21 protein-coding genes are annotated in these 19,849 nt (G+C 71.3%); 11 read left to right on the forward strand and 10 right to left on the reverse strand.

Annotation, left to right across the window (positions count from 1 at the left end; genetic code table 11):
• Nucleotides 1–64: 64 nt before the first annotated feature.
• Genes JOY88_RS11270 through JOY88_RS11280 form a run of 3 tightly spaced genes read left to right on the forward strand, consistent with a single transcriptional unit; the run spans nucleotide 65 to nucleotide 3,611 of the window.
• Nucleotides 65–1,291 (forward strand): MFS transporter, encoded by a 1,227-nt coding sequence (locus JOY88_RS11270; protein ID WP_293502449.1) that lies wholly within the window; start codon nucleotides 65–67, stop codon nucleotides 1,289–1,291.
• Nucleotides 1,288–2,871, forward strand: coding sequence for an alpha,alpha-trehalase TreF (gene treF / locus JOY88_RS11275; protein WP_293502451.1), 1,584 nt, complete (start codon nucleotides 1,288–1,290; stop codon nucleotides 2,869–2,871). The genes JOY88_RS11270 and treF overlap by 4 nt, the downstream gene beginning before the upstream one ends.
• 56 nt (nucleotides 2,872–2,927) lie before the next feature.
• Nucleotides 2,928–3,611 (forward strand): CAAX prenyl protease-related protein, encoded by a 684-nt coding sequence (locus tag JOY88_RS11280; RefSeq protein WP_293502452.1) that lies wholly within the window; start codon nucleotides 2,928–2,930, stop codon nucleotides 3,609–3,611.
• Here JOY88_RS11280 and JOY88_RS11285 read toward each other — a convergent pair.
• A complete protein-coding gene (locus JOY88_RS11285; RefSeq protein ID WP_293502453.1) occupies nucleotides 3,580–4,356 on the reverse strand; it encodes a helix-turn-helix domain-containing protein in 777 nt (258 codons plus the stop codon). The two genes, JOY88_RS11280 and JOY88_RS11285, sit on opposite strands and share 32 nt — an antisense overlap.
• A gap of 125 nt (nucleotides 4,357–4,481) precedes the next feature.
• On the opposite strand from JOY88_RS11285, the gene JOY88_RS11290 reads away from it, so the two are divergent.
• The 4 genes from JOY88_RS11290 (at nucleotide 4,482) to JOY88_RS11305 (ending at nucleotide 8,927) form a co-directional block, all read left to right on the forward strand.
• A complete protein-coding gene (locus tag JOY88_RS11290; protein ID WP_293502455.1) occupies nucleotides 4,482–5,705 on the forward strand; it encodes an amidohydrolase family protein in 1,224 nt (407 codons plus the stop codon).
• Nucleotides 5,706–5,806: 101 nt separating this feature from the next.
• Nucleotides 5,807–6,244, forward strand: coding sequence for a hypothetical protein (locus JOY88_RS11295; protein WP_293502456.1), 438 nt, complete (start codon nucleotides 5,807–5,809; stop codon nucleotides 6,242–6,244).
• Nucleotides 6,241–7,023, forward strand: coding sequence for a DUF2145 domain-containing protein (locus JOY88_RS11300; protein ID WP_293502457.1), 783 nt, complete (start codon nucleotides 6,241–6,243; stop codon nucleotides 7,021–7,023). The genes JOY88_RS11295 and JOY88_RS11300 overlap by 4 nt, the downstream gene beginning before the upstream one ends.
• On the forward strand, nucleotides 7,020–8,927 hold the full coding sequence (locus JOY88_RS11305) for an MFS transporter (protein ID WP_293502459.1): 1,908 nt from the start codon (nucleotides 7,020–7,022) through the stop codon (nucleotides 8,925–8,927). Before JOY88_RS11300 ends, JOY88_RS11305 begins: the two co-directional genes overlap by 4 nt.
• On the opposite strand, the gene JOY88_RS11310 is transcribed toward JOY88_RS11305, so the two are convergent.
• Nucleotides 8,860–9,378 (reverse strand): hypothetical protein, encoded by a 519-nt coding sequence (locus JOY88_RS11310; protein ID WP_293502461.1) that lies wholly within the window; start codon nucleotides 9,376–9,378, stop codon nucleotides 8,860–8,862. The two genes, JOY88_RS11305 and JOY88_RS11310, sit on opposite strands and share 68 nt — an antisense overlap.
• Nucleotides 9,379–9,416: 38 nt before the next feature.
• Nucleotides 9,417–10,544 (reverse strand): tRNA guanosine(34) transglycosylase Tgt, encoded by a 1,128-nt coding sequence (tgt, locus tag JOY88_RS11315; protein WP_293502462.1) that lies wholly within the window; start codon nucleotides 10,542–10,544, stop codon nucleotides 9,417–9,419.
• A gap of 44 nt (nucleotides 10,545–10,588) precedes the next feature.
• Here tgt and JOY88_RS11320 point away from each other — a divergent pair, with 44 nt between their 5' ends.
• Entirely contained in the window at nucleotides 10,589–11,194 is a 606-nt protein-coding gene (locus JOY88_RS11320) for an IMPACT family protein (protein ID WP_293502463.1), read from the forward strand.
• Here the strand turns inward: JOY88_RS11320 and queA are convergent.
• A complete protein-coding gene (gene queA, locus JOY88_RS11325; protein WP_293502464.1) occupies nucleotides 11,146–12,210 on the reverse strand; it encodes a tRNA preQ1(34) S-adenosylmethionine ribosyltransferase-isomerase QueA in 1,065 nt (354 codons plus the stop codon). The genes JOY88_RS11320 and queA overlap by 49 nt on opposite strands.
• A gap of 140 nt (nucleotides 12,211–12,350) precedes the next feature.
• On the opposite strand from queA, the gene JOY88_RS11330 reads away from it, so the two are divergent.
• The 3 genes from JOY88_RS11330 (at nucleotide 12,351) to recG (ending at nucleotide 15,659) form a co-directional block, all read left to right on the forward strand.
• On the forward strand, nucleotides 12,351–12,719 hold the full coding sequence (locus JOY88_RS11330; RefSeq protein ID WP_293502465.1) for a hypothetical protein: 369 nt from the start codon (nucleotides 12,351–12,353) through the stop codon (nucleotides 12,717–12,719).
• A gap of 95 nt (nucleotides 12,720–12,814) precedes the next feature.
• Nucleotides 12,815–13,561: a substrate-binding periplasmic protein gene (locus tag JOY88_RS11335; RefSeq protein WP_293502466.1), complete on the forward strand. Its 747-nt coding sequence runs from the start codon at nucleotides 12,815–12,817 to the stop codon at nucleotides 13,559–13,561.
• 43 nt (nucleotides 13,562–13,604) lie between these two features.
• A complete protein-coding gene (recG, locus tag JOY88_RS11340; protein WP_293502468.1) occupies nucleotides 13,605–15,659 on the forward strand; it encodes an ATP-dependent DNA helicase RecG in 2,055 nt (684 codons plus the stop codon).
• Between the two features lie 4 nt (nucleotides 15,660–15,663).
• On the opposite strand, the gene JOY88_RS11345 is transcribed toward recG, so the two are convergent.
• The 6 genes from JOY88_RS11345 to JOY88_RS11370 form a co-directional block, all read right to left on the reverse strand.
• Nucleotides 15,664–15,858: a hypothetical protein gene (locus tag JOY88_RS11345; RefSeq protein ID WP_293502469.1), complete on the reverse strand. Its 195-nt coding sequence runs from the start codon at nucleotides 15,856–15,858 to the stop codon at nucleotides 15,664–15,666.
• Between the two features lie 125 nt (nucleotides 15,859–15,983).
• Nucleotides 15,984–17,105 carry a 6-phosphofructokinase gene (locus tag JOY88_RS11350; RefSeq protein ID WP_293502471.1) on the reverse strand — a complete coding sequence of 374 codons (1,122 nt, stop codon included), beginning with the start codon at nucleotides 17,103–17,105 and terminating at the stop codon, nucleotides 15,984–15,986.
• A gap of 60 nt (nucleotides 17,106–17,165) precedes the next feature.
• Nucleotides 17,166–17,879: a LytR/AlgR family response regulator transcription factor gene (locus JOY88_RS11355; protein ID WP_293502472.1), complete on the reverse strand. Its 714-nt coding sequence runs from the start codon at nucleotides 17,877–17,879 to the stop codon at nucleotides 17,166–17,168.
• A complete protein-coding gene (locus JOY88_RS11360) occupies nucleotides 17,876–18,277 on the reverse strand; it encodes a sensor histidine kinase (protein WP_293502473.1) in 402 nt (133 codons plus the stop codon). Before JOY88_RS11360 ends, JOY88_RS11355 begins: the two co-directional genes overlap by 4 nt.
• The gene (locus tag JOY88_RS11365; protein ID WP_293502474.1) at nucleotides 18,196–18,915 is read right to left on the reverse strand and encodes a histidine kinase; all 720 of its coding nucleotides are present in this window, start codon (nucleotides 18,913–18,915) and stop codon (nucleotides 18,196–18,198) included. Before JOY88_RS11365 ends, JOY88_RS11360 begins: the two co-directional genes overlap by 82 nt.
• Before the next feature lie 16 nt (nucleotides 18,916–18,931).
• Complete coding sequence (locus JOY88_RS11370; RefSeq protein WP_293502475.1) at nucleotides 18,932–19,825, reverse strand: alpha/beta fold hydrolase; 894 nt, start codon at nucleotides 19,823–19,825, stop codon at nucleotides 18,932–18,934.
• Nucleotides 19,826–19,849: the final 24 nt, after the last annotated feature.

Raw genomic sequence — 19,849 nt, forward strand, 5'->3', positions numbered from 1 at the left:
CAAGATGGCGAGGCCCGAACTCAACGCTGCTCTCGAAATGACGCAACCCACAACACTCCCGGCGGTGCCTGTTTCGAGCGGCAGCCTGCGCATCAGGCTCGCCATCATCCTGACCTACATGCTGTTTGGCGCGCTGCTGAACAGCGTCGGCGCGGTCAACCTGCTGGTCGTGCAGACGCTGGGCGTGGCGCGCGCCGAAGCGGCGCTGCTGGACGCGTGGAAGGACCTTCCCATCGCGGTCACGTCCTTCCTCGTCGCCTCGCTCCTGCCGCGGCTGGGCCTGAAGCGCGCCATGCTGCTGGCCCTCGCGGCCGTCGGCGCGGCCTGCCTGGCCATGCCGGTGCTGTCGGCGTTCTGGGCCATCAAGCTGCTGTTCTGCACGCTGGGCGCAGGCTTCGCGCTGGTCAAGGTGTCGGCTTATTCCATGATCGGCCTGGTCACCGAAAGCCGCGCCGGCCATGCGCGCTTCACCAACCTGCTGGAAGGCCTGTTCATGGTCGGCGTGCTGGGTGGCTTCCTGCTGTTCAGCCAGGCCGCACATGCCGAAGGGCGGGGCTGGCTGCAGGTCTATCCGCTGCTGGCCGCGCTGGCGGCGGGCGCCTTCCTGCTGCTGTTCGTCAGCCCGCTGGACGAAGGCCCCATCCGGTCGCCAGACACGACGCTGCGCGAGGACCTCGTCGCAATGGCACCGCTGCTGAAGATGGGCCTGGTCGTCGTCTTCCTGCTGTCGGCCTTCCTCTACGTGCTGATCGAGCAGGGCATCTCGACCTGGCTGCCCAGCTTCAACAACGAGGTGCTTCACCTGCCCACGGCCATGAGCGTGGGCCTGGCGGTCATCATGCCTGCCACCACCGCGCTGGGCCGCCTCACCAGCGCCGCCGTCATCGGCCGGCTGGGCTGGTTCACCGTCGTCATCGCCTGCCTCGTCGGCATCGCGGCACTCATACTCGTCGCGCTGCCGCTGGCGCGCGGTGCCCGGCCGCTGGGCGCCGACGTCGGCTGGCTCAACGCCCCGCCCGCGGCCTATCTGCTGCCGCTGACCGGCCTGCTGCTGGCCCCCATCTACCCGGCCATCAACTCCGCCATGCTGAGCGCGCTGCCGCAGCGCCGGCATGCGGCCATGACCGGCCTCATCGTCGTCTTCTCGGCCCTGGGCGGCACGCTGGGCAGCTTCATCACCGGCCGTCTCTTCGTCGCCTTCGACGGCACTACCGCCTTCGGCCTGCTGCTGGTGCCCGTCGCGGCGCTGGCCGTCTCGCTCTCCCGGCTGCGCCGGCATCTCGCCCCATGACTCTCTCCTCCCTGCGCCCCGGCGACCTCGTCGCCACCGCGCCCTGCCACGCCGTCGCGCCCGCACGGGCCACGGCCGCCACGCCCCACGAGCTGTACGGCGAGCTCTTCATCGCCGTGCAGATGACGCGGGTCTTCAACGACGGCAAGAGCTTCGTCGACGCCCGCCCAAGAAGCGCGCCCGCGCTGATCCGCGCCCGCTTCGAGGCCGAGCGCCGCCTGCCCGGCTTCTCGCTGCCGGACTTCGTGCGGGCCCATTTCGCGCTGCCCGACCACGCTGCGGCCACCGGCCCCCGCCTGGGGCTGCGCGAGCACATCCGCGCGCTTTGGCCGCAGCTGGTGCGCGAGCACTCCCAGGCGCAGGACGGCGAAAGCCTGCTGGCGCTGCCCCAGCCCTATGTCGTGCCGGGCGGGCGCTTCCGCGAGCTCTACTACTGGGACAGCTATTTCACGATGCTGGGCCTTGTCGCGGACGGCCGGCGCGACCTGGCCGAGCACCTGCTCGCCAACTTCGCGCACCTGCTGGCCACCTACGGCTTCATCCCCAACAGCAGCCGCAGCTACATGCTGAGCCGCTCGCAGCCGCCCTTCTTCTTCAAGATGGTGGCGCTGCTGCACGCCGACGACCCCGCCGCCGGCTTCGCGGCCCACCTGGGATCGCTGCAGACCGAGCATGCCTACTGGATGGCGGGCGACGCGGGGCTCGCACCGGGCCAGGCCCACCGCCGCGTGCTGCGCACGCCCGACGGCGCGCTGCTGAACCGCTACTGGGACGACCACTGCACGCCGCGCGAGGAGAGCTGGCGCGAGGACGTGCTGACCGCCGAGGCCGCGCGCGGCCGCCCACCGACCGAGGTCTGGCGCGACCTGCGCGCCGGCGCCGAGAGCGGCTGGGACTTCTCCGGCCGCTGGTGCGCCAATCCCGCCGACATGGCCACGATAGAGACGACGGCGCTGGCGCCGGTTGACCTGAACGCGCTGCTGGCCGGCCTGGAGGACGCCATCGCACAGGGCGCCGCCCGCCTGGGCGATGCGGCCACCGCCCAGTCCTTCGAGGCGCGAGCGAACGCGCGCCGCCAACTGCTGCAGACGCGCTTCTGGCGCGCCGCGGAGGATGGCGGCCATTTCGCCGACCTGAACTGGCGCGACGCCCACGACCCGCGCCCGCTGACGGCGGCCGGCCTCATGCCGCTGTACCTGGGTCTGGCCACGACGGACCAGGCCGACGCGATGGCCCGGCAGGTACAGCAGCGGCTGCTGGGCGCCAACGGCCTGCTGACGACGGCCGTCACCACCGGCCAGCAATGGGACGCCCCCAACGGCTGGGCGCCGCTGCAATGGGTGGCCGCGCAGGGCCTGGCCCGCTATGGCCACCAGGCGCTGGCGCGTGATATCGCGGCGCGCTGGTGCGACAGCGTGCACCGCGTCTACCTTGCCACGGGCCGGCTGCTGGAAAAGTACGACGTGGCCCAGGACAGGCCCGGCGGCGGCGGCGAGTACGAGACCCAGGACGGCTTCGGCTGGACCAACGGCGTCTACGTCGCGTTCAAGGCGGGCCTGCTGAGAGCCGCGGCCCCCTGAGCCCCGGGGGGTGCGCTGGGTTGGGCCGTCATGAGCGCGGGCTAAGCTGGCGCCCGATGCCTGCCGCACCGCCCACCCTCAGCCCCGCCGCCCTCGCCCGCTGCATTCCGTTCTTCGTCTTCATGGCGCTGCTGGCGCTGCGCGGCTACCTGCCGGCCGAGCTGGGCCTGGACGCGCGCTGGATCTACGGCGTCCAGACCCTCATCGTCGCCGGCCTGCTGGCGGGGTACTGGCGCGGCTACGGCGAACTGGTGCGCCAGAACCTGCCCGACGCCCGCGAGACCGGCTGGGCCGTCATCGTGGGCATCGCAGTCTTCGCGATCTGGGTGCGGCTGGACTCGCCCTGGATGCAGCTGGGCGAGGCCACGGCCAGCTTCGTGCCGCTGGACGCCGACGGCCGGCCGATCTGGCTCCTGGTCGCGTTGCGCCTGGCCGGCGCGACCCTGGTGGTTCCCGTCATGGAGGAGCTGTTCTGGCGCGGCTTCCTGATGCGCTGGGTGCAGCACCCGGGCTTCGAGCGCGTCGACCCGCGGACCGTGGGCCTGAAGGCCATCGTCGTCTCCACCGCCATCTTCACGCTGGCCCACACGCTGTGGCTGGCGGCCGTCATCGCCGGCCTGGCCTATGCACTGCTCTACCGCAGGACCGGCAAGCTGTGGCCTGCCGTCATCGCCCATGCGGTGACGAACGGGCTGCTGGGCGCCTGGGTCATCGCGACCGGCCGTTGGGAGTTCTGGTGAGGCCCAGGCCCGGGCGTTCCAGGTCCCTGAACGCCTCGAACACCCATGAGCGCAGCCCGATGACGACGCTGTAGGGCCGCTTCTCGGCGACCGGCAGGCGCTGGTCCAGCAGGTGCTGGCGCGCGAAGTCGTCGGCCGCGCGCTGCAGTCGCTCGGCCAGCTCGCGCGCGTGGCCGGCGCCGAACTCGCCATGCACCAGCGTCAGCAGCTCGCCCTCGCCGTCGAAGCCACCGGCGAAGAAGTCGGCCATCACGCGCTCGCGGAAGAACTGCATGACGGGGCCCTGCGGCCGCCAGCGCAGGGTCTTGGCCACCTTGAGCTTGTAGCGGTTGTGCGGCCGCAGCTCGATGACTCCCAGGCGGTCCAGCTGGGCCAGCGCCGCGACGGCATCGACCTCGGCGAGGCGGTAGCGCGCCAGCATGTCCTCAAGCGCCCAATGGCTGAGGCAGCAGATCGCGACCAGCAGCAGCACCGGCGACGCGACGACGGCCCGCTCCTGCTCCAGGCTCAGCTCGCGCAGCTCCGGCGCCTGCGCCGCCAGCCGCCCGGCCAACTCCGCGAAGTCCAGCTTCAGCACGCGGCAGATCTCGTCCACACGCGACAGCGGCATCTCACCGCCCGGCGCCAGCATGCGCTTGACGCTGGACTCCGACAGATCCAGCGCCTGCGCCAGCTCAGCATAGCTCCGGCCCTGGCTCTTCAGCTCGGCCTTGATCAGGGCCACGAGGGATTGCGTGCTCGACATGGGCGCGAACGGTAGCGCATGGCGGCACCGGCAGGCGCGGCGGCCGCGCCGCGCCGACAAAAGCGGCGACGCCGGGCCGGCGCACCGCGAAGCTCGCGGCCATCGCCACTTCCCACTCCGTCGACATGCTCACTCGACGCCACCTGCTGTGCTGCGGCGCGGCCGCCGGCCTGTTCACCGCGCTCGCCGGCCCGGCCCGCGCCGGCCTGCTCAACCCCTGCCGCGGCGGCCTGCCGGATGCACTGAGACCCCTCGTCGAGCGCAGCTTCGAGGGCCTGGACCCTGCCCAGCTCTGGGACGTGCACACCCATCTGCTGGGCACCGGCGACTCGGGCTCGGGCTGCACCGTCAACGCCCAGCTGGGCCAGTGGTGGCACCCGGTCGAGATGCTGCGCAAGCGCGTCATCCTGAGCGCCGCCTGCGTGCCACCGGACGCGCCCAGCATCGACCGCGCCTACGTGCAGCGGCTGCGGGCGCTGACCGACGACTTCCCGGCCGGCCCGCGCTGGATGCTGTTCGCATTCGACCAGGCCTGCGACGACGCCGGTCGCCCTCACGCCGGCCACACGACCTTCCACGTGCCCGACGCCTACGCGGACCACGTCGCCGCCGAGACGCCGCAGCGCTTCGCCTGGGTCGCCTCCGTCCACCCCTACCGGCCCGACGCACTGGCGCGGCTGGACGCGGCCCTGGCCGGCGGCGCCGTGGCGCTGAAGTGGCTGCCGTCCAGCATGAACATCGACCTGCGCGACGCGCGGCTGCGGCCCTTCTACGACCGCCTGGCCGCGGCCCGCCTACCCGTCATCGTGCACTGCGGCGAGGAGCGCGCCGTGCCCGGCGCCGGCCGTGACGCGCTGGGCAACCCGCTGCTGGTGCGCGCAGCGCTCGAACGCGGCGTTCGCATCGTCATCGCGCATTGCGCGTCGCTGGGAACGGCGTTGGACCTGGACCGCACTCGGCCCCGCGACGTGCCGGCCTTCTCGCTGTTCGCGCGGCTGATGGACGAGGGCTGGGGAGAGCGCCTGCTGGGTGACATCTCCGTCGTGCTGCAGACCAACCGCGAGCCCGAGGTCGCGCGCACGCTGCTGACGCGCGAGGACTGGCAGCCGCGCCTGCTGCACGGCTCGGACTACCCGCTGCCCGGCATCCCGGCCGCCGTGCGGCTGCCCGTGCTCGTCGGCGCCGGCCTGCTGGACACCGCCGACGCTGCGCCGCTGCAGGCCCTGCGCGAGCACAACCCGCTGCTGTTCGACCTGGCGCTGAAGCGCCTGGCCCGCTGGCGCGGCGCCCGCCTGTCGGCGGCGGTGTTTGCGACACGCCCGCATTTTCAGCGGCCGATGGGCGCGTGAAACGCTACTTCCCGGCGCTTGCCATGCGCCTCGGAGCGATTCCGGGATCCGGCGCCCTGGCATCACGCAAGATCGCACCCATCGCAACACTCGCTGACACCATGAAACGCCTGCTCGTCATCACCGGCCTGTGCCTGGCGTTGGGCTCGCACGCCCGGGCCGCCAACCCGTCCGAAACCAGCGCCGCGCTATCGGTGGCCCCGCTGGTGCTGTCGGTCGGCGCGGTCGGCGCCACCGGCGCCGCGCTCAGCGCCCTGCCCGTGGGCATCCTGTCGGCCGGCGTCACACTGGTGGTCGTCAGCGTCGAAGTCGTCGGCGGCGCCACGATCTGGGTGCTGGAGCGCGCCTCGGATGGCGCGCGCATCAGCATCAAGGTCGCCGGCCGGTTGGCCAAGGGCGTCGTCGCGTCCACCGGCGCGGCCGTCACGGTGTCGGTCATCAGCGCGGGCACGCTGCTGTCCGTCGCCGGTGAGGTCATCGCCTTCATCCCCAGCGAGGTCGGCAAGGCCCTGCTCTACAACGAGCGGGTGAGCCGTTGAGACGGGCCGTCGCCATCGCGGCGCTGGTCACCGCCTCGGCGGCCCAGGCGGGCAGGCCCTGCGAGGACAGGCAGTCGACGCCACGCGAAATCGAGCAAGGCCTGAACCTCGCACAGGCCACCGCCCGCCAGCTCGACGACAGCGGCGCCCAGGTCGCCCTCCTCGCCCGCGCGGGGCAGGATCTGAGCCGGTACGGGCTGCGCTGGTCGCACCCGGGCTTCGTCTACCGCGACTCGAGCCAGCAGCCCGCAGTCTGGCGCGTGGTGCACAAGCTCAACCACTGCGGCAGCGACTTCGCGGCGCTCTATCGCCAGGGCCTGGGCGAGTTCTTCCTGGACCGCCCCTACCGGTACGACGCCGCCTTCGTCGCACTCAAGCCGGAGCTGCAGCAGGCCTTGCTTCCCATGCTGGCCGACAACGCCCGCCTGGCGCGCTTCAACGAACGCCGCTACAGCATGGTTGCCTATGCCTTCGCCACCAAGTACCAGCAGAGCAACCAGTGGGTACTGGAAACGCTGGCCGGCGCGGCCAGCCCCGGCATCGTCAGCCGCCGCGCGGCCCAGGACTGGCTGCAAGCCCAGGGCTATCAGCCAACCGACCTGCACCTGTCCACGCTGACCCGCCTGGGCGGGCGCCTCACCCACGCCAACATCGCGTTCGACGATCATCCGAGTGCGCGTCGCTTCGGCAGCCACATCGACACGGTCACCGTGGACTCCATGTTCACCTGGCTGCCGCGCGCGCAGCTCTCCGATCCGCCGCAAATCGTCCAACCATGAGCCCAGACCATCCGAACCAGTTCGCCCTGCTCGGCCAGCGCCGCTTCGCCCCCTTCTTCTGGACGCAGTTCCTCGGCGCCGCCAACGACAACGTCTTCAAGTTCGCGTTCACGCTGATGGTGACCTACCAGCTGCAGCTGCAATGGCTGGAACCCAAGATGGCCGGCCTGATCATCGGTGCGCTGTTCATCCTGCCCTATGTGCTGTTCTCGGCGACCAGTGGCCAGCTCGCCGACAAGCACGACAAGGCGCGGCTGATGCAGCTCGTGAAGAGCCTGGAGATCGCCATCATGGCCATCGCGGCCTGGGGCTTCTACACCGCCAATGTGCCGGCGCTGCTGGCCTGCGTGTTCCTCATGGGCCTGCATTCGACGCTGTTCGGTCCGGTCAAGTACGCCTACCTGCCGCAGCGCCTGAGCGAGCGCGAGCTGACCGGCGGCAACGGCATGGTGGAGATGGGCACCTTCGTCGCCATCCTGCTGGGCCAATTGCTGGGCGGCGTGCTGGTCGACGAGCCGCTCGTCGGTCCGCAGCATGTGGCCTGGGCCTGCCTGCTGCTCGCCATCCTCGGCCGCGCGACGGCCCAGGCCATTCCGGCGAGCCCGTCCACCGACCCGCACCTCGTCATCAACTGGAACCCGGTCACCGAGACCTGGCGCAACCTGCGGCTGGCCCGCGAGGACGTGGCTGTGTTCCGCTCCCTGCTGGGCATCTCGTGGATGTGGTTCTTCGGCGCGGTCTTCCTCAGCAACTTCCCGGCCTTCGCCAAGGAGGTGTTGCACGGCGGCCCGCAGGTGGCTTCGCTGCTGCTGGCGGTGTTCTCCGTCGGCATCGGCATCGGCTCGCTGCTGTGCGAGATGCTGTCCAAGCGCCACGTGGAGATCGGCCTGGTGCCGCTGGGCGCCATCGGCATGAGCGTGTTCGCAATCGACCTGCACTTCGCCGCCAGCGGCCTGCCGGCCGCCCAGCCCTATGGCGTTAGCGCCTTCCTGGCCCAGCCGGCACACTGGCGCGTGCTGGCGGACCTGGCGCTGCTGGCACTGTTCGCGGGCCTGTACAGCGTGCCCATGTACGCGCTGATCCAGCTGCGCGCCAAGGTCACGCACCGCGCCCGCATCATCGCGGCCAACAACATCCTGAACGCGATCTTCATGGTCGCCAGCTCCGTCATCGCCGGCGCGATGCTGGGCGCTGGACTGACGATCCCGCAGATCTTCCTGGCCGTCGGCATCGCCAACGCAGTGGTGGCGGCCTACATCTTCCTGATCGTGCCGGAGTACCTGCTGCGCTTCGTCGCCTTCCTGCTCACGCGGCTGGCCTACCGCTTCCGCATCGTCAACGACCAGCGCATTCCCACCAGCGGCCCGGCCGTGCTGGTGAGCAACCACGTCAGCTTCGTCGACGCCGTGCTGCTGATGGCCGCCAGCCCACGGCCCATACGCTTCCTGATGGACCACCAGATCTTCCGCATCCCGGTGCTGGGCTGGATGTTCAGGCTGGCCAAGGCCATCCCCATCGCTCCGCAGAAGACCGACCCGGCCACCTACGAGGCCGCCTTCGCCGCTGCCCGCGCGGTGCTGGCCGATGGCGAGATGGTCTGCATCTTCCCCGAGGGCGGCATCACGCGCGACGGCAGCCTGCAGCCCTTCCGGGGTGGCGTCATGAAGCTCGTCGAGGGCCTGCCGGACATGCCCGTCATCCCGATGGCGCTGGGCAACCTGTGGGGCAGCTTCTTCTCGCGCGCAGAGGGCGGCCAGGCCATGGTGACGCCGCTGCGGCGCGGCATCTGGAGCCGGGCCAGCCTGACGGTGGGCGAGGCGTTGCGGGCCGCGGAGATCAGCCCCGAGGGCCTTCGGGATCGTGTGGCCGGTCTGCTCGGAACAGCCGCCTCACCCGCAGCTTGATGGCCCGAGCCGTGCGCCACACCTGGCTGGCGCGCACCCAGGCCAGCAGCTCGGCCTTCCAGGTCGTCCAGTGCGCGTAGAGGCGGGTGAACCAGGGCAGCTGCATCAGCGCCGGCTGGATGAGCTGGAACAGCCAGGCCAGCAAGGCCGTGCCCACCACCTTGGCCGCGACGACGACCACGACGCCCAGCACCACGCGGCCCTGGGCCACCAGCCATAGCGCCGCGAGCTTGACCGGCACGATCAGCAGGCTGGGCAGCAGCAGCACGACGAAGGCCCAGCGCGGCGGCAGGCGCCGCAGCAGCGCCTCGAGGTGGCGGATGAGGGGCAGCCGCGCCAGCAGCGCGAACAGGCGCCGCAGCGGCTCCCAGCCCCATTCCTCGAAGAGGATGAGCAGCGCGAGGACGACCCGGAAGATCCAGCGCAGCGGGGCGAGCAAGGCTTTCAGCATGCCGCTATCTTGGGGCCGCCGCGCGCTTCACCAAGGGCTCAGACGCCTCGCGCCCGGTCCGCGTGGAACTGCGCCCGCCAGGCCTCGAAGCGGCCCGCGTCCAGTGCGTCACGGATCTCCTGCATGAGGTTCAGGTAGTAGTGCAGGTTGTGGATGCTGGTCAGCATGGGGCCCAGCATCTCACCGCAACGGTCCAGGTGGTGCAGGTAGGCGCGGCTGAAGCCGGCGCAGCATTCGCACGTGCAGGTCTCGTCCACCGGCTTCTCGTCGGACTTGTAGCGGGCGTTGCGCAGCCGCAGGTCGCCGAAGCGGGTGAAGAGATGGCCGTTGCGCGCGTTGCGGGTGGGCATCACGCAGTCGAACATGTCTATGCCCTGGCTCACGCCCTCGACCAGGTCCTCCGGCGTGCCCACGCCCATCAGGTAGCGCGGCTTGTTCGCCGGCAGCTGGTGGCCCGTGTGTTCCAGGATGCGCTGCATCTCCGCCTTGGGCTCGCCCACCGACAGGCCGCCTATGGCATAGCCCGGCAGGTCCAGCTCGGCCAGGCCTGCGAGCGACGCGTCGCGTAGATTCGTGTACATGCCGCCCTGCACGATGCCGAACAGCGCATTCGGGTTGCCCAGCCGCTGGAACTCGGCGATGCAGCGCTTGGCCCAGCGCAGGCTCAGCTCCATGGACTGCTTGGCCTCGCGCTCCGTCGTCAGCTGGCCCTTGGTCTCGTAGGGCGTGCATTCGTCGAACTGCATGACGATGTCGGAGTTCAGCACCGTCTGGATCTGCATGCTGACCTCGGGCGTCAGCAGCAGCTTGTCGCCGTTGACGGGCGACGCGAACTTGACGCCCTCCTCGCTGATCTTGCGCATGGCACCCAGGCTCCAGACCTGGAAACCGCCAGAGTCGGTCAGGATTGGCTTGTTCCAGCTCTCGAAGCGGTGCAGGCCGCCGAACTGCTTGACCACGTCCAGGCCCGGCCGCATCCACAGGTGGAAGGTGTTGCCCAGGATGATCTGCGCACCCATCTCCTCGAGGGAGCGCGGCGTGACGCCCTTGACCGTGCCATAGGTGCCCACGGGCATGAAGATGGGCGTCTGCACGACGCCGTGGTTGAGCGTGAGCGTGCCGCGGCGGGCGCGGCCTTCGGTCTTGAGGAGGTCGAACTTCAGCATGGGAGGCGGATTGTCGCAGCCGGTGCCCGCCGACAATCCACCCCATGCCCCTGACCCTGGCTGCGCCCGTGCAGCATGAGCTGATCGTCAAGAAGAGCCGCTTCCTCGGCCGCGTGGAGCCCTGCGCCGACCGCGCCGCGGCGCTGGCCCGCGTGGCCGCCCTGCGCACCGAGCACCCCGGCGCCGCCCATGTGTGCTGGGCGCTGCTGGCCGGCGGCCATTCCGCCGCCAACGACGACGGCGAGCCCGGCGGCACCGCCGGCCGGCCCATGCTGGACGTGCTGCGCCACCAGGGCCTGGACGGCGTGCTGGCCACCGCCGTGCGCTACTGGGGCGGCGTCAAGCTCGGTGCCGGTGGCCTGGTGCGGGCCTACACCGACTGCATCGCCCAGGCCCTGCTGACCGCGGAGAAGATCGAGCGCGTGGCGCTGGCGGAGCTGGGCTGCGAACTGCCCTACGAACTGGAGGGCCGGCTGCGCCGCCTGGCCGAACAGCATGGCGCGCAGCTGCTGGACGTGCGGCACGAGGCGCGCGTGCACATGCGCCTCGCGCTGCCGGTCACGGCGCGGGCCGCGTTCACGGCCGCCGTCGACGAGGCAGCTCAGGGCCGCGTGGCCTGGGCCCGCGAAAGCAGCATCGCGTCGCCGTAGCTGAAGAAGCGGTATCGCTGCTCGATCGCGTGCGCGTAGACCGCCCGGATGTGCTCGTAGCCCGCCAACGCGCTGACCAGCATCATCAGCGTGCTCTTGGGCAGGTGGAAGTTGGTGACGAGGCGGTCCACGACGCGGAACTCGAAGCCCGGCGTGATGAAGATGTCGGTCTCGCGGGCGCCAGGCTGCAGCACCCCGCCGCTCGCCGCGGACTCCAGCGCCCTCAGCGTCGTCGTGCCCACGGCGACGACACGGCCGCCGCGCGCGCGGCAGGCGGCGATGGCGTCCACCGTGGCCTGCGGCACGTCGAACCATTCGCTGTGCATCTTGTGCTCGGAGAGCTGCTCGACGCGTACCGGCTGGAAGGTGCCGGCACCCACATGCAGCGTCACATGGGCACGCTCGACGCCGCGCTCCGCCAGCCGGGCGAGCAGCGCCTCGTCGAAGTGCAGCGCGGCGGTGGGCGCGGCGACGGCGCCGGGCTCCTTGGCGAAGACGGTCTGGTAGCGGCGCTCGTCGTCGGCATCGTCGGCATGGGCGATGTAGGGCGGCAGAGGCACATGGCCATGTGCGTCCAGCAGCGCGAAGGGGTCGCCGGCCAGACGCAGGTGGAACAGGCCGTCGTCAGGCCCGCAACGCCCCAGCACCTCGGCGTCGAAGGCGTCGGCGAAGCGCACGCGGCTGCCGGGCTTGGGCGACTTGCTGGCGCGCAGGTGCATCCACACCTCCCGCGTGCCGGGCAGCACGCGCTCGACCAGGGCCTCGACGTTGCCGCCCGTCGCCTTCATCCCGTACAGCCGCGCCTTGATGACGCGCGTGTTGTTGAAGACCAGCAGGTCGCCCGGCGACAGCAGCTCCGGCAGCTCGCGGAACACGCGGTCCACTGGAGCGGGGCCCGTGGCGTCCAGCAGCCGGGACGCACTGCGCTCGACCGCGGGATGCTGGGCGATCAGATCGGGAGGGAGGTCGAAATCGAAGTCGGCCACCACGTGGGCCGGTGGTGCGGAGAGGCTCATGGACGCGCTTGAGGGCCGGACAGACCCGTGCCAAAGGGGCGGATTCTCCCATCGTCGCCCCTTGATGCAGCTCAAGGCAGGGCCGCCGGCGCGATGCCAGCATGGAGCCAACAGCCTTGCCGCCCCCCAAAGGAGCCCTCATGTTCCACGCCGTCGTCCACCTCGATCACCATCACGCACAGGTGCTGCATTTCGATGCCCACCAGGTGCATGCCGCCCGCATCGAGCCCCATGACCGCCGCGCCCCCGGCCATGACGCGCACAGCGAGCATGCGCTCTTCGAGGCGATCTGCCAGGCCCTTCAGGACACGCCCAAGGTGCTGGTGACGGGTTCGCACCCGGTCATAGGCGAGTTCCGCCACTACGTCGAGGCGCACCGGCCCGGGCTGGCCGTGCGCATCGCCGACTACCGGCCGGCCGCGCCGCTGAGCCAGGGCCAGATGCTGGCGCTGGCACGGCAGTTCTTCGTCGCCCACGACCGCATGGCCGGCGTGCCCACGCCGAGCTGAGCGCGCCTGGGCGCGGGCATATCGCACGCCAGGGCTCCCCACCGCCGGGAGCTGTCATGCGGGACGCCTAGACTCGGCGCGCACCCCATGCCGCCGTGAACCGCCGTTCCTGCCTCGCCCTGCCCGCCCTCCTCGGCACGCCGTTGCCCGTCGCAGCGGCCGACGGCACGCTGCTGGGCGTCACCGAGAACCTGCCGCCTCTGAACTACCTGGACGGCGGTGGCCCTCAGGGCTTCAGCGTCGAGCTTCTGCGCCTGATGGCGGCCGGCGCCGGCGTGCGGCTCGAACTGCAGGTGCAACCCTGGCAGCGGGCCGTGCAGACCGCCGAGGCCCAGCCCAACAGCGTGCTGTTCTCGCTGACGCGCACGCCCGAGCGCGAGGCGCAGTTCCAGTGGGTGGGGCCCATCGCGCAGCGGCGAATCCTGCTCTACAAGCTGGCCAGTCGAGCGGACCTGGCGCTGGCCCAGCTCGACGACCTGGGCACGGCCCGCATCGGAGTCGTGCGCGATTCGGCGGCCGACCGCCAGCTGCAGGCCGCCGGCCTCAAGCCGGGCCTGCACCTCGAGCATGGGCTGGACGACGCCACCAACATGCGCAAGCTGCTGGCCGGACGCATGGAGTACATCGCGCTGCTGGACTGGGCCGCCGCGTGGAACCTGCGCCAGCTGCAGCTGCCCTACGGCACGCTGCAGCCCGTCTTGGAGCAGGACGCGTCGCGCGCCTACTGGTACGGCCTGCGCCTGGATGCCGACCCGGCCCTGGTGCGCCGGCTGCAGGCGGCGCTGGACGGCCTGCGGCGCGACGGACGCTACGAGCGCCTGCGGCAGCGCTACTTCCGCTGAGCGCCGCGGCGGGCGACCTCCGCCTGCCGCCAGAATCGCGACCATGACTGCGCCGCCCCCGCCCCAGGACAGCAAGCCCAAGTCCGCGCCGCAGAAGGCGATGGAGAAGCTCGGCCTGCTGCGCGACATCGACCTGGCCCTACACCTTCCCATGCGCTACGAGGATGAGACGCGGCTCGCGCCCATCGCCACGCTGCGCGAGGGCGAGCCGGCGCAGGTGGAGGGCGTCGTCGTCGACTGCCAGGTGGAGTTGCGCGGCCGCCGCCAATTGCTTGTGCGCATGAAGGACGAATCCGGCACCTTGCTGCTGCGCTTCCTGCACTTCTACCCCTCGCAACAGAAGCAGATGGCTGCAGGCGCCCGGCTGCGCGTGCGCGGCGAGGCCCGCGTCGGCTTCTTCGGCCGCGAGATGGTGCATCCGGTCGTCAAGGTGGTCGACGACGACACGCCGCTGGCGCAATCGCTCACGCCCGTCTACCCGGCGTCGGCCCAACTGCCCCAGGCCTACCTGCGCAAGGCCGTGGCCTCGGGCCTGACACGCGCCGACCTGCGCGAGCTGCTGCCGGCAGGCGTGGTGCCGCGTGGCCTGCCGTCGCTGAAGGAGGCGCTGCACTACCTGCACCATCCGCCGCCCGACGCATCGCAGGAGGCGCTGCACGAGCACCACCACCCGGCCTGGCACCGCCTCAAGTTCGAGGAACTGCTGGCCCAGCAGCTGTCGCAGCTGCAGGCCCAGCGCGAGCGCGCGGCCTTGGTCGCGCCGGCGCTGCGCGCCCGGCCGGGCGGCCTGCACGAGAAACTGCTGGCGGCCCTGCCCTTCCGGCTGACCGGCGCGCAGCAACGCGTGTCCGAGGAAATCGCGCAAGACCTGGCCCGGCCACAGCCGACACACCGGCTGCTGCAGGGCGACGTGGGCTCAGGCAAGACGGTGGTGGCCGCGCTGGCGGCGGCGGTGGCCATAGACGCCGGCTGGCAGTGCGCGCTCATGGCGCCCACCGAGATCCTGGCCGAGCAGCATTTCCGCAAGCTCGTCGACTGGCTGCAGCCGCTGGGCCTGCAGGTCGCATGGATCACCGGCAGCGTGAAAGGCAAGGCGAGGCAGAAGATGCTGGACGCCGCCGCGTCGGGTGAGGCCCAGTTGGTCGTCGGCACGCACGCCGTCATCGAGGACAAGGTGCGCTTCGCGAAGCTGGGCCTGGCCGTCATCGACGAGCAGCACCGCTTCGGCGTTGCACAGCGACTGGCGCTACGCAACAAGCTCAAGGCCATGGACCTGGAGCCGCACCTGTTGATGATGAGCGCCACGCCCATCCCGCGCACGCTGGCTATGACGTATTTCGCCGACCTGGACGTCTCCACCATTGACGAACTACCGCCCGGCCGCAGCCCCATCGTGACCAAGGTGTTCGCTGACGCCAAGCGCGACGAGGTCATCGCCAAGATACGCGGCGCGGTGGGCGACGGCGCACAGGTCTACTGGGTCTGCCCGCTGGTCGAGGAGAGCGAGGCCGTGGATCTGCGCAACGCCACCGAGACGCATGCGGAGCTGAGCGCGGCGCTGCCCGGCGTGTCGGTGGGCCTGCTGCATGGCCGCATGTCGCCGGCCGACAAGGCGGCCGTCATGGCGCAGTTCTCCGGCGGCGCGATGCGCGTGCTGGTGGCCACCACCGTCATCGAGGTGGGCGTGGACGTGCCCAACGCCAGCCTGATGGTCATCGAGCATGCGGAACGCTTCGGTCTCGCGCAACTGCACCAGCTCAGGGGGCGCGTGGGCCGCGGCTCAGTCGCCAGCGTCTGCGTGCTGATCTACACGCCGCCGCTGTCCGACACCGGCAAGTCACGGCTCAAGGCCATGGCCGAGACCACCGACGGTTTCGAGATCGCACGCCGCGACCTCGACATCCGCGGCCCCGGCGAGTTCATGGGCTCGCGCCAGAGCGGCGCCGAGCTGCTGCGCTTTGCCGACCTGCAGGAGGACGCGCCACTGCTGGTAGCCGCGCGCACGCTGGCGCCGCGCCTGCTGGACGAGCACCCCGAGGCCGCGCGCCGTCAGGTGGCGCGCTGGCTGGGGACGAAGGCGGAGTTCCTTAAGGCCTAGTGCTTCACTTGCAGCTGAAGCTCTTGGCGTTGACATCCTTGACGTTGCCGGCCCCGCACGTGGCCAGGGCGCGTTCGCTGTTCTTGGCCATGGCGTCGGCATCAAACGCGTTGGAGGATCCCGCCGGCGGCGCGAAGACGCAGGCGCTCAGCAGGGCGGCGGCGGTCAGGGACAGGACAAAGGAGGCAAGACGGTTCATGTGGGCCAAGGGGTCAGGTGTTGATGAGGGGTGCATCCTCGCCTGAAACCGCGTCCGCCCTTCACGGAACGCGACAGGCTGCAGATCGGCCGGGACAGACTGCAATCCCGCCCGACTTGCGGCGCTCAGTCACCCAGGCACAGCCCCAGATCTCGCGCGGTGGCCAGCGTGTCGCCGTCCAGCGGCACAGCCTTCATGCGGCCGGCCACCTCAGCCAACGGCACGGGGCGCACGTCGCCGCCGTCCAGCGCCACCATGACGCCGTGCCGCCCGGCCGCCAGCTCGCGCACCGCCGCCGCGCCGAAGCGCAGCGCCGCGACGCGGTCGAAGGCCGTCGGGCTGCCACCGCGCAGCAGGTGGCCCAGTACCACGCAACGAGCATCCTTGCCCGTCAGGCGCGCCAGCGCCTGGCCAACCTTCTCGCCCATGCCGCCCAGGCGTTCGGCATGGCCGGCCGCGGCCGGCGCGCTCAGCGCGCGCTCACCGTCGCGCGGGCGCGCGCCCTCGGCGACGACGACGATGGAATAGGCCTGGCCCTGGGCCTCGCGCCGCGTCACCATGCCGGCCACCGTCGCCAGGTTGAAGGGCAACTCGGGCAGCAGGATGGCGTGGGCGCCGCCCGCCAGGCCGGCGTGCAGCGCGATCCAGCCGGCGTAGCGGCCCATCACCTCCACGACCAGCACGCGGTGGTGGCTGGCCGCCGTCGTGTGCAGGCGCTCGATGCAGTCGCTGGCGAAGGCCACGGCGGTGTCGAAGCCGAAGGTCGTCACCGTGCGGTCCAGGTCGTTGTCTATGGTCTTGGGTACGCCGACGACGCGCATGCCACGCTCGGCGAGCCGGTGGGCGATGGCCAGCGAGCCGTCGCCGCCCACGGCCACCAGCGCGTCCATGCGCTCGCGGGCCAGCGCGTCCAGCAGGTCCTGCGAGCGGTCGACCTGCACGACGCCGCCACCGGCCTGCAGGGTCGGGTAGGCGAAGGGGTCGCCCTGGTTGGTGGAACCCAGCAGCGTGCCGCCCAGCGCCGCGATGCCGTCGACGCGCTCGCGCGTCAGCGCCAGCAGGCCGCCGTCGCGGTAGCGCTCGGGGCGCAGCAGGCCGTCGTAGCCGTCGCGTATGCCCACGCAATCCCAGCCGCGCTGCAGGGCGGCGCGCGTGACGGCGCAGATCACGGCGTTGAGGCCGGGGGCGTCGCCGCCGCCGGTGGTGATGCCGATGCGGCGGATGGGCGGTGCAGGAGCGTCGGGCATGGCCGGGAGTCTGCCACTCTCGATCCGGCAGTCGGGCGCGCCCGACTGCCGGGTCCGGGGTCACAGCTCCAGCTTCTCGCGCAGCAGCCTGGCCTGGCGGCGCGACACTTCCACCTGGTGGCCGTCTCGGAGCAGGACGCGGTAGCCGTCGTTGCTCCAGGGCTGGATGTCCTGGATCCAGCGCAGGTTGATGAGGTGGCTGCGACTGGCACGGAAGAAGAGCTGCGGGTCCAGCTTCTCTTCCAGGGCGGTGAGCGTGCGCGCAAGCAGCGGGCGCTGGCCATCGAACCAGGCCTGGGCGTAGTTGCCGCAGGCCTCGAAGCCGGCGATGTCGCCCAGGCGCACGAACCAGCAGCGTTCGCCGTCGCGCAGGAAGACCATGTCGTCGGCGCCCTTCAGCCCGGCCGCTGCAACCGGCGCCGGCCGCAGCCGCTCGCGCGCCTTGGCCAGTGCCACCTCCAGCCGCACCGGGTCGATGGGCTTGAGCAGGTAGTCCAGCGCATTGCGCTCGAAGGCGGCAAGCGCATGCTGGTCGTAGGCGGTCGTGAAGACGACCAGCGGCAGGTGCCCGAGCCGGTCCAGCAGGTCGAAGCCGGTGGCGCCGGGCAGCTCGACGTCCAGCAGCAGCAGCTCGGGCCGCAGCGCGTCGATGGCCTCCTGCGCCGGCGCCAGCTCGGCGGCCTCGCCGATGATGTCGGCATCGGGGACGGCGGCCAGCAGCGTGCGCAGCTCCTGCCGGGCCAACCGCGAGTCCTCGACGATGAAGATCCTCATGCGGCCAGCTCCACGCTGACGTTCACGCGGCCGTCGGCCGCGTCGATGCGGCAGCCCGCGTCGTCGCCGCCGGCGCGTACCAGCCGCTCGCGCAGGTTGGCCAGGCCCAGACCCGTGCCGTCGGACGAGCCGGGCCGCCATTGCCCGGGGTTTCCGACATCGATGCGCAAGCGCTCGCCCGCGCGCGCCAGCGCAACGTCCACGACGCCGCCGCCGGGGGTGCGCGCGATGCCATGCTTGATCGCGTTCTCCACCAGCAGCTGCAACAGCATGGGCGGCACGCTGGCGCCGGCTGTGGCCGGATCGACCCGCCAGTTCACACGCAGGCGCTCCTCGTGGTGCAGCTGTTCCAGCGCGACGTAGTCGCGCACCACGGCCAGCTCGTCAGCCAGAGGCACGCGCTCCTTGGCACTGTGCTGCAGCGTGTGCGCAACGTGTTGGACAGCCGGCTCAGCATCTCGCGGGCGCGGGCCGGGTCCTCGTTGACAAGGGCGCGCAGGTTGTTCAGCGCGTTGAACAGGAAGTGCGGGTTGATTTGCGCGCGCAGCACCTGCAGCTCCAGCGCGCGGGCGGCGGCCTCGGCCTGCCATTTGGCGATCTCGCCGTGGCGCCAGCGACCCAGCATCTGCACCCCGACCCAGACGGCCATCCACAGCCACAGCATGATGCTGGTATTCAGCGTGTAGCCCAGCAGCACCATCCAGCCATGCGGCATGGAGGGCTGGAACTGCAGCAGGCCGAGCGACAGCCCGATGCGGTTGATGCCGAAGAGCAGCAGCTGCACGCCGAAGGCGAACAGCGGCGGCACAAGCACGAGGCGCAGGAGCAGCGAACGCGGTGGGCAGTCCAGCCAGCGCTGCCGCAACGCCAGGGCACGCAGGCCTTCGCTGGCCGCCCACAGGCCGGCGCCGACGCAGGCCATCACGAAGGCCAGCGTGCCGCTCAGGGCTCGGAAGCTCGCCAGCATCGCCAGCGACAAGGCCACATAGCTGCCCCACAGCAGCACCTGCAGCGCCATCCGCCCACGCGTCGTCATGCCCCTCCCCGATCGATCACTTGGCAGCGGCCAGGAAGCCCTTCACCTCGCCGACCAGCCAGTCGGCATCGTCCCACATGAGGAAGTGGTAACCGCGCTGGCTCATAGCGACGCGGGCGCCGCCAAGGCCGGCGTACTGGGCCTCGAAGATCTTCTTCGTGCTCTCCAGCGTGGAGCCCATGGGCTCGAAGGCGGCCCAGGCGCCCAGCACCAGCGTGGGTGCGGTAATGCGGGGCAGCAGGGGGCGCAGGTCCTCGCCCCAGAGTTCGGACATGGCCTGGGCCGAGGTCGCGCGGTCGCTGGCCAGGCTCCAGGCGACGACGCGCTCGCCAAACGCCGGGTTGCGGCTCATGCCCGCCGCGCCCTGGCGGGCGCCAGCCTCCCACTGCGCCGGGGTGGCGCCCAGCATCTGCTGACGCATCGCCAGCGCCGCGCCGCGCGCGGCCTCTGGCGTCATGCCGCGCAGGCCGGCGAGAAAGGGCAACGCATCGACGATGACGAGGCGCTCGATGCGTCCGGGCTGCTCGGCCGCCATCTGCAGCGCCAGCGCACCGCCCAGGCTGTGGCCCATGACGACGGGCCGCTCCAGCTTGCGGTCGTCCAGGTAAGCCAGCAGGCGGTCGCGCATGCCGTGCAAGAAATGCTCGGCCGTGACGGCCGGCGCGCCGGCAAAGCCGGGCAACTGCACGATGTGGCACTGCACGCCGGGCTGCAGCGCGGCGCAGGTCTCCGTCCAGGTGGCGGCGGCGCTGTTCAGGCCCGGGATCATCAGCATGGGCCGGCCCTGGCCGACGACGTCGACGCGCAGGTCACGGAACTCGGCCGGCGCGGCTTGGCCGTTGCCGACGCACAGAGCGGTCGCCAGGGCGGCGCAGAGCTGGCCCATCCAGGAAGATTTTCGGACTGACATGCGGGTCTCCATCGAGTTTGAGAT

This window comes from Roseateles sp., from assembly GCF_019237615.1.
Lineage (GTDB): Bacteria > Pseudomonadota > Gammaproteobacteria > Burkholderiales > Burkholderiaceae_C > Pelomonas.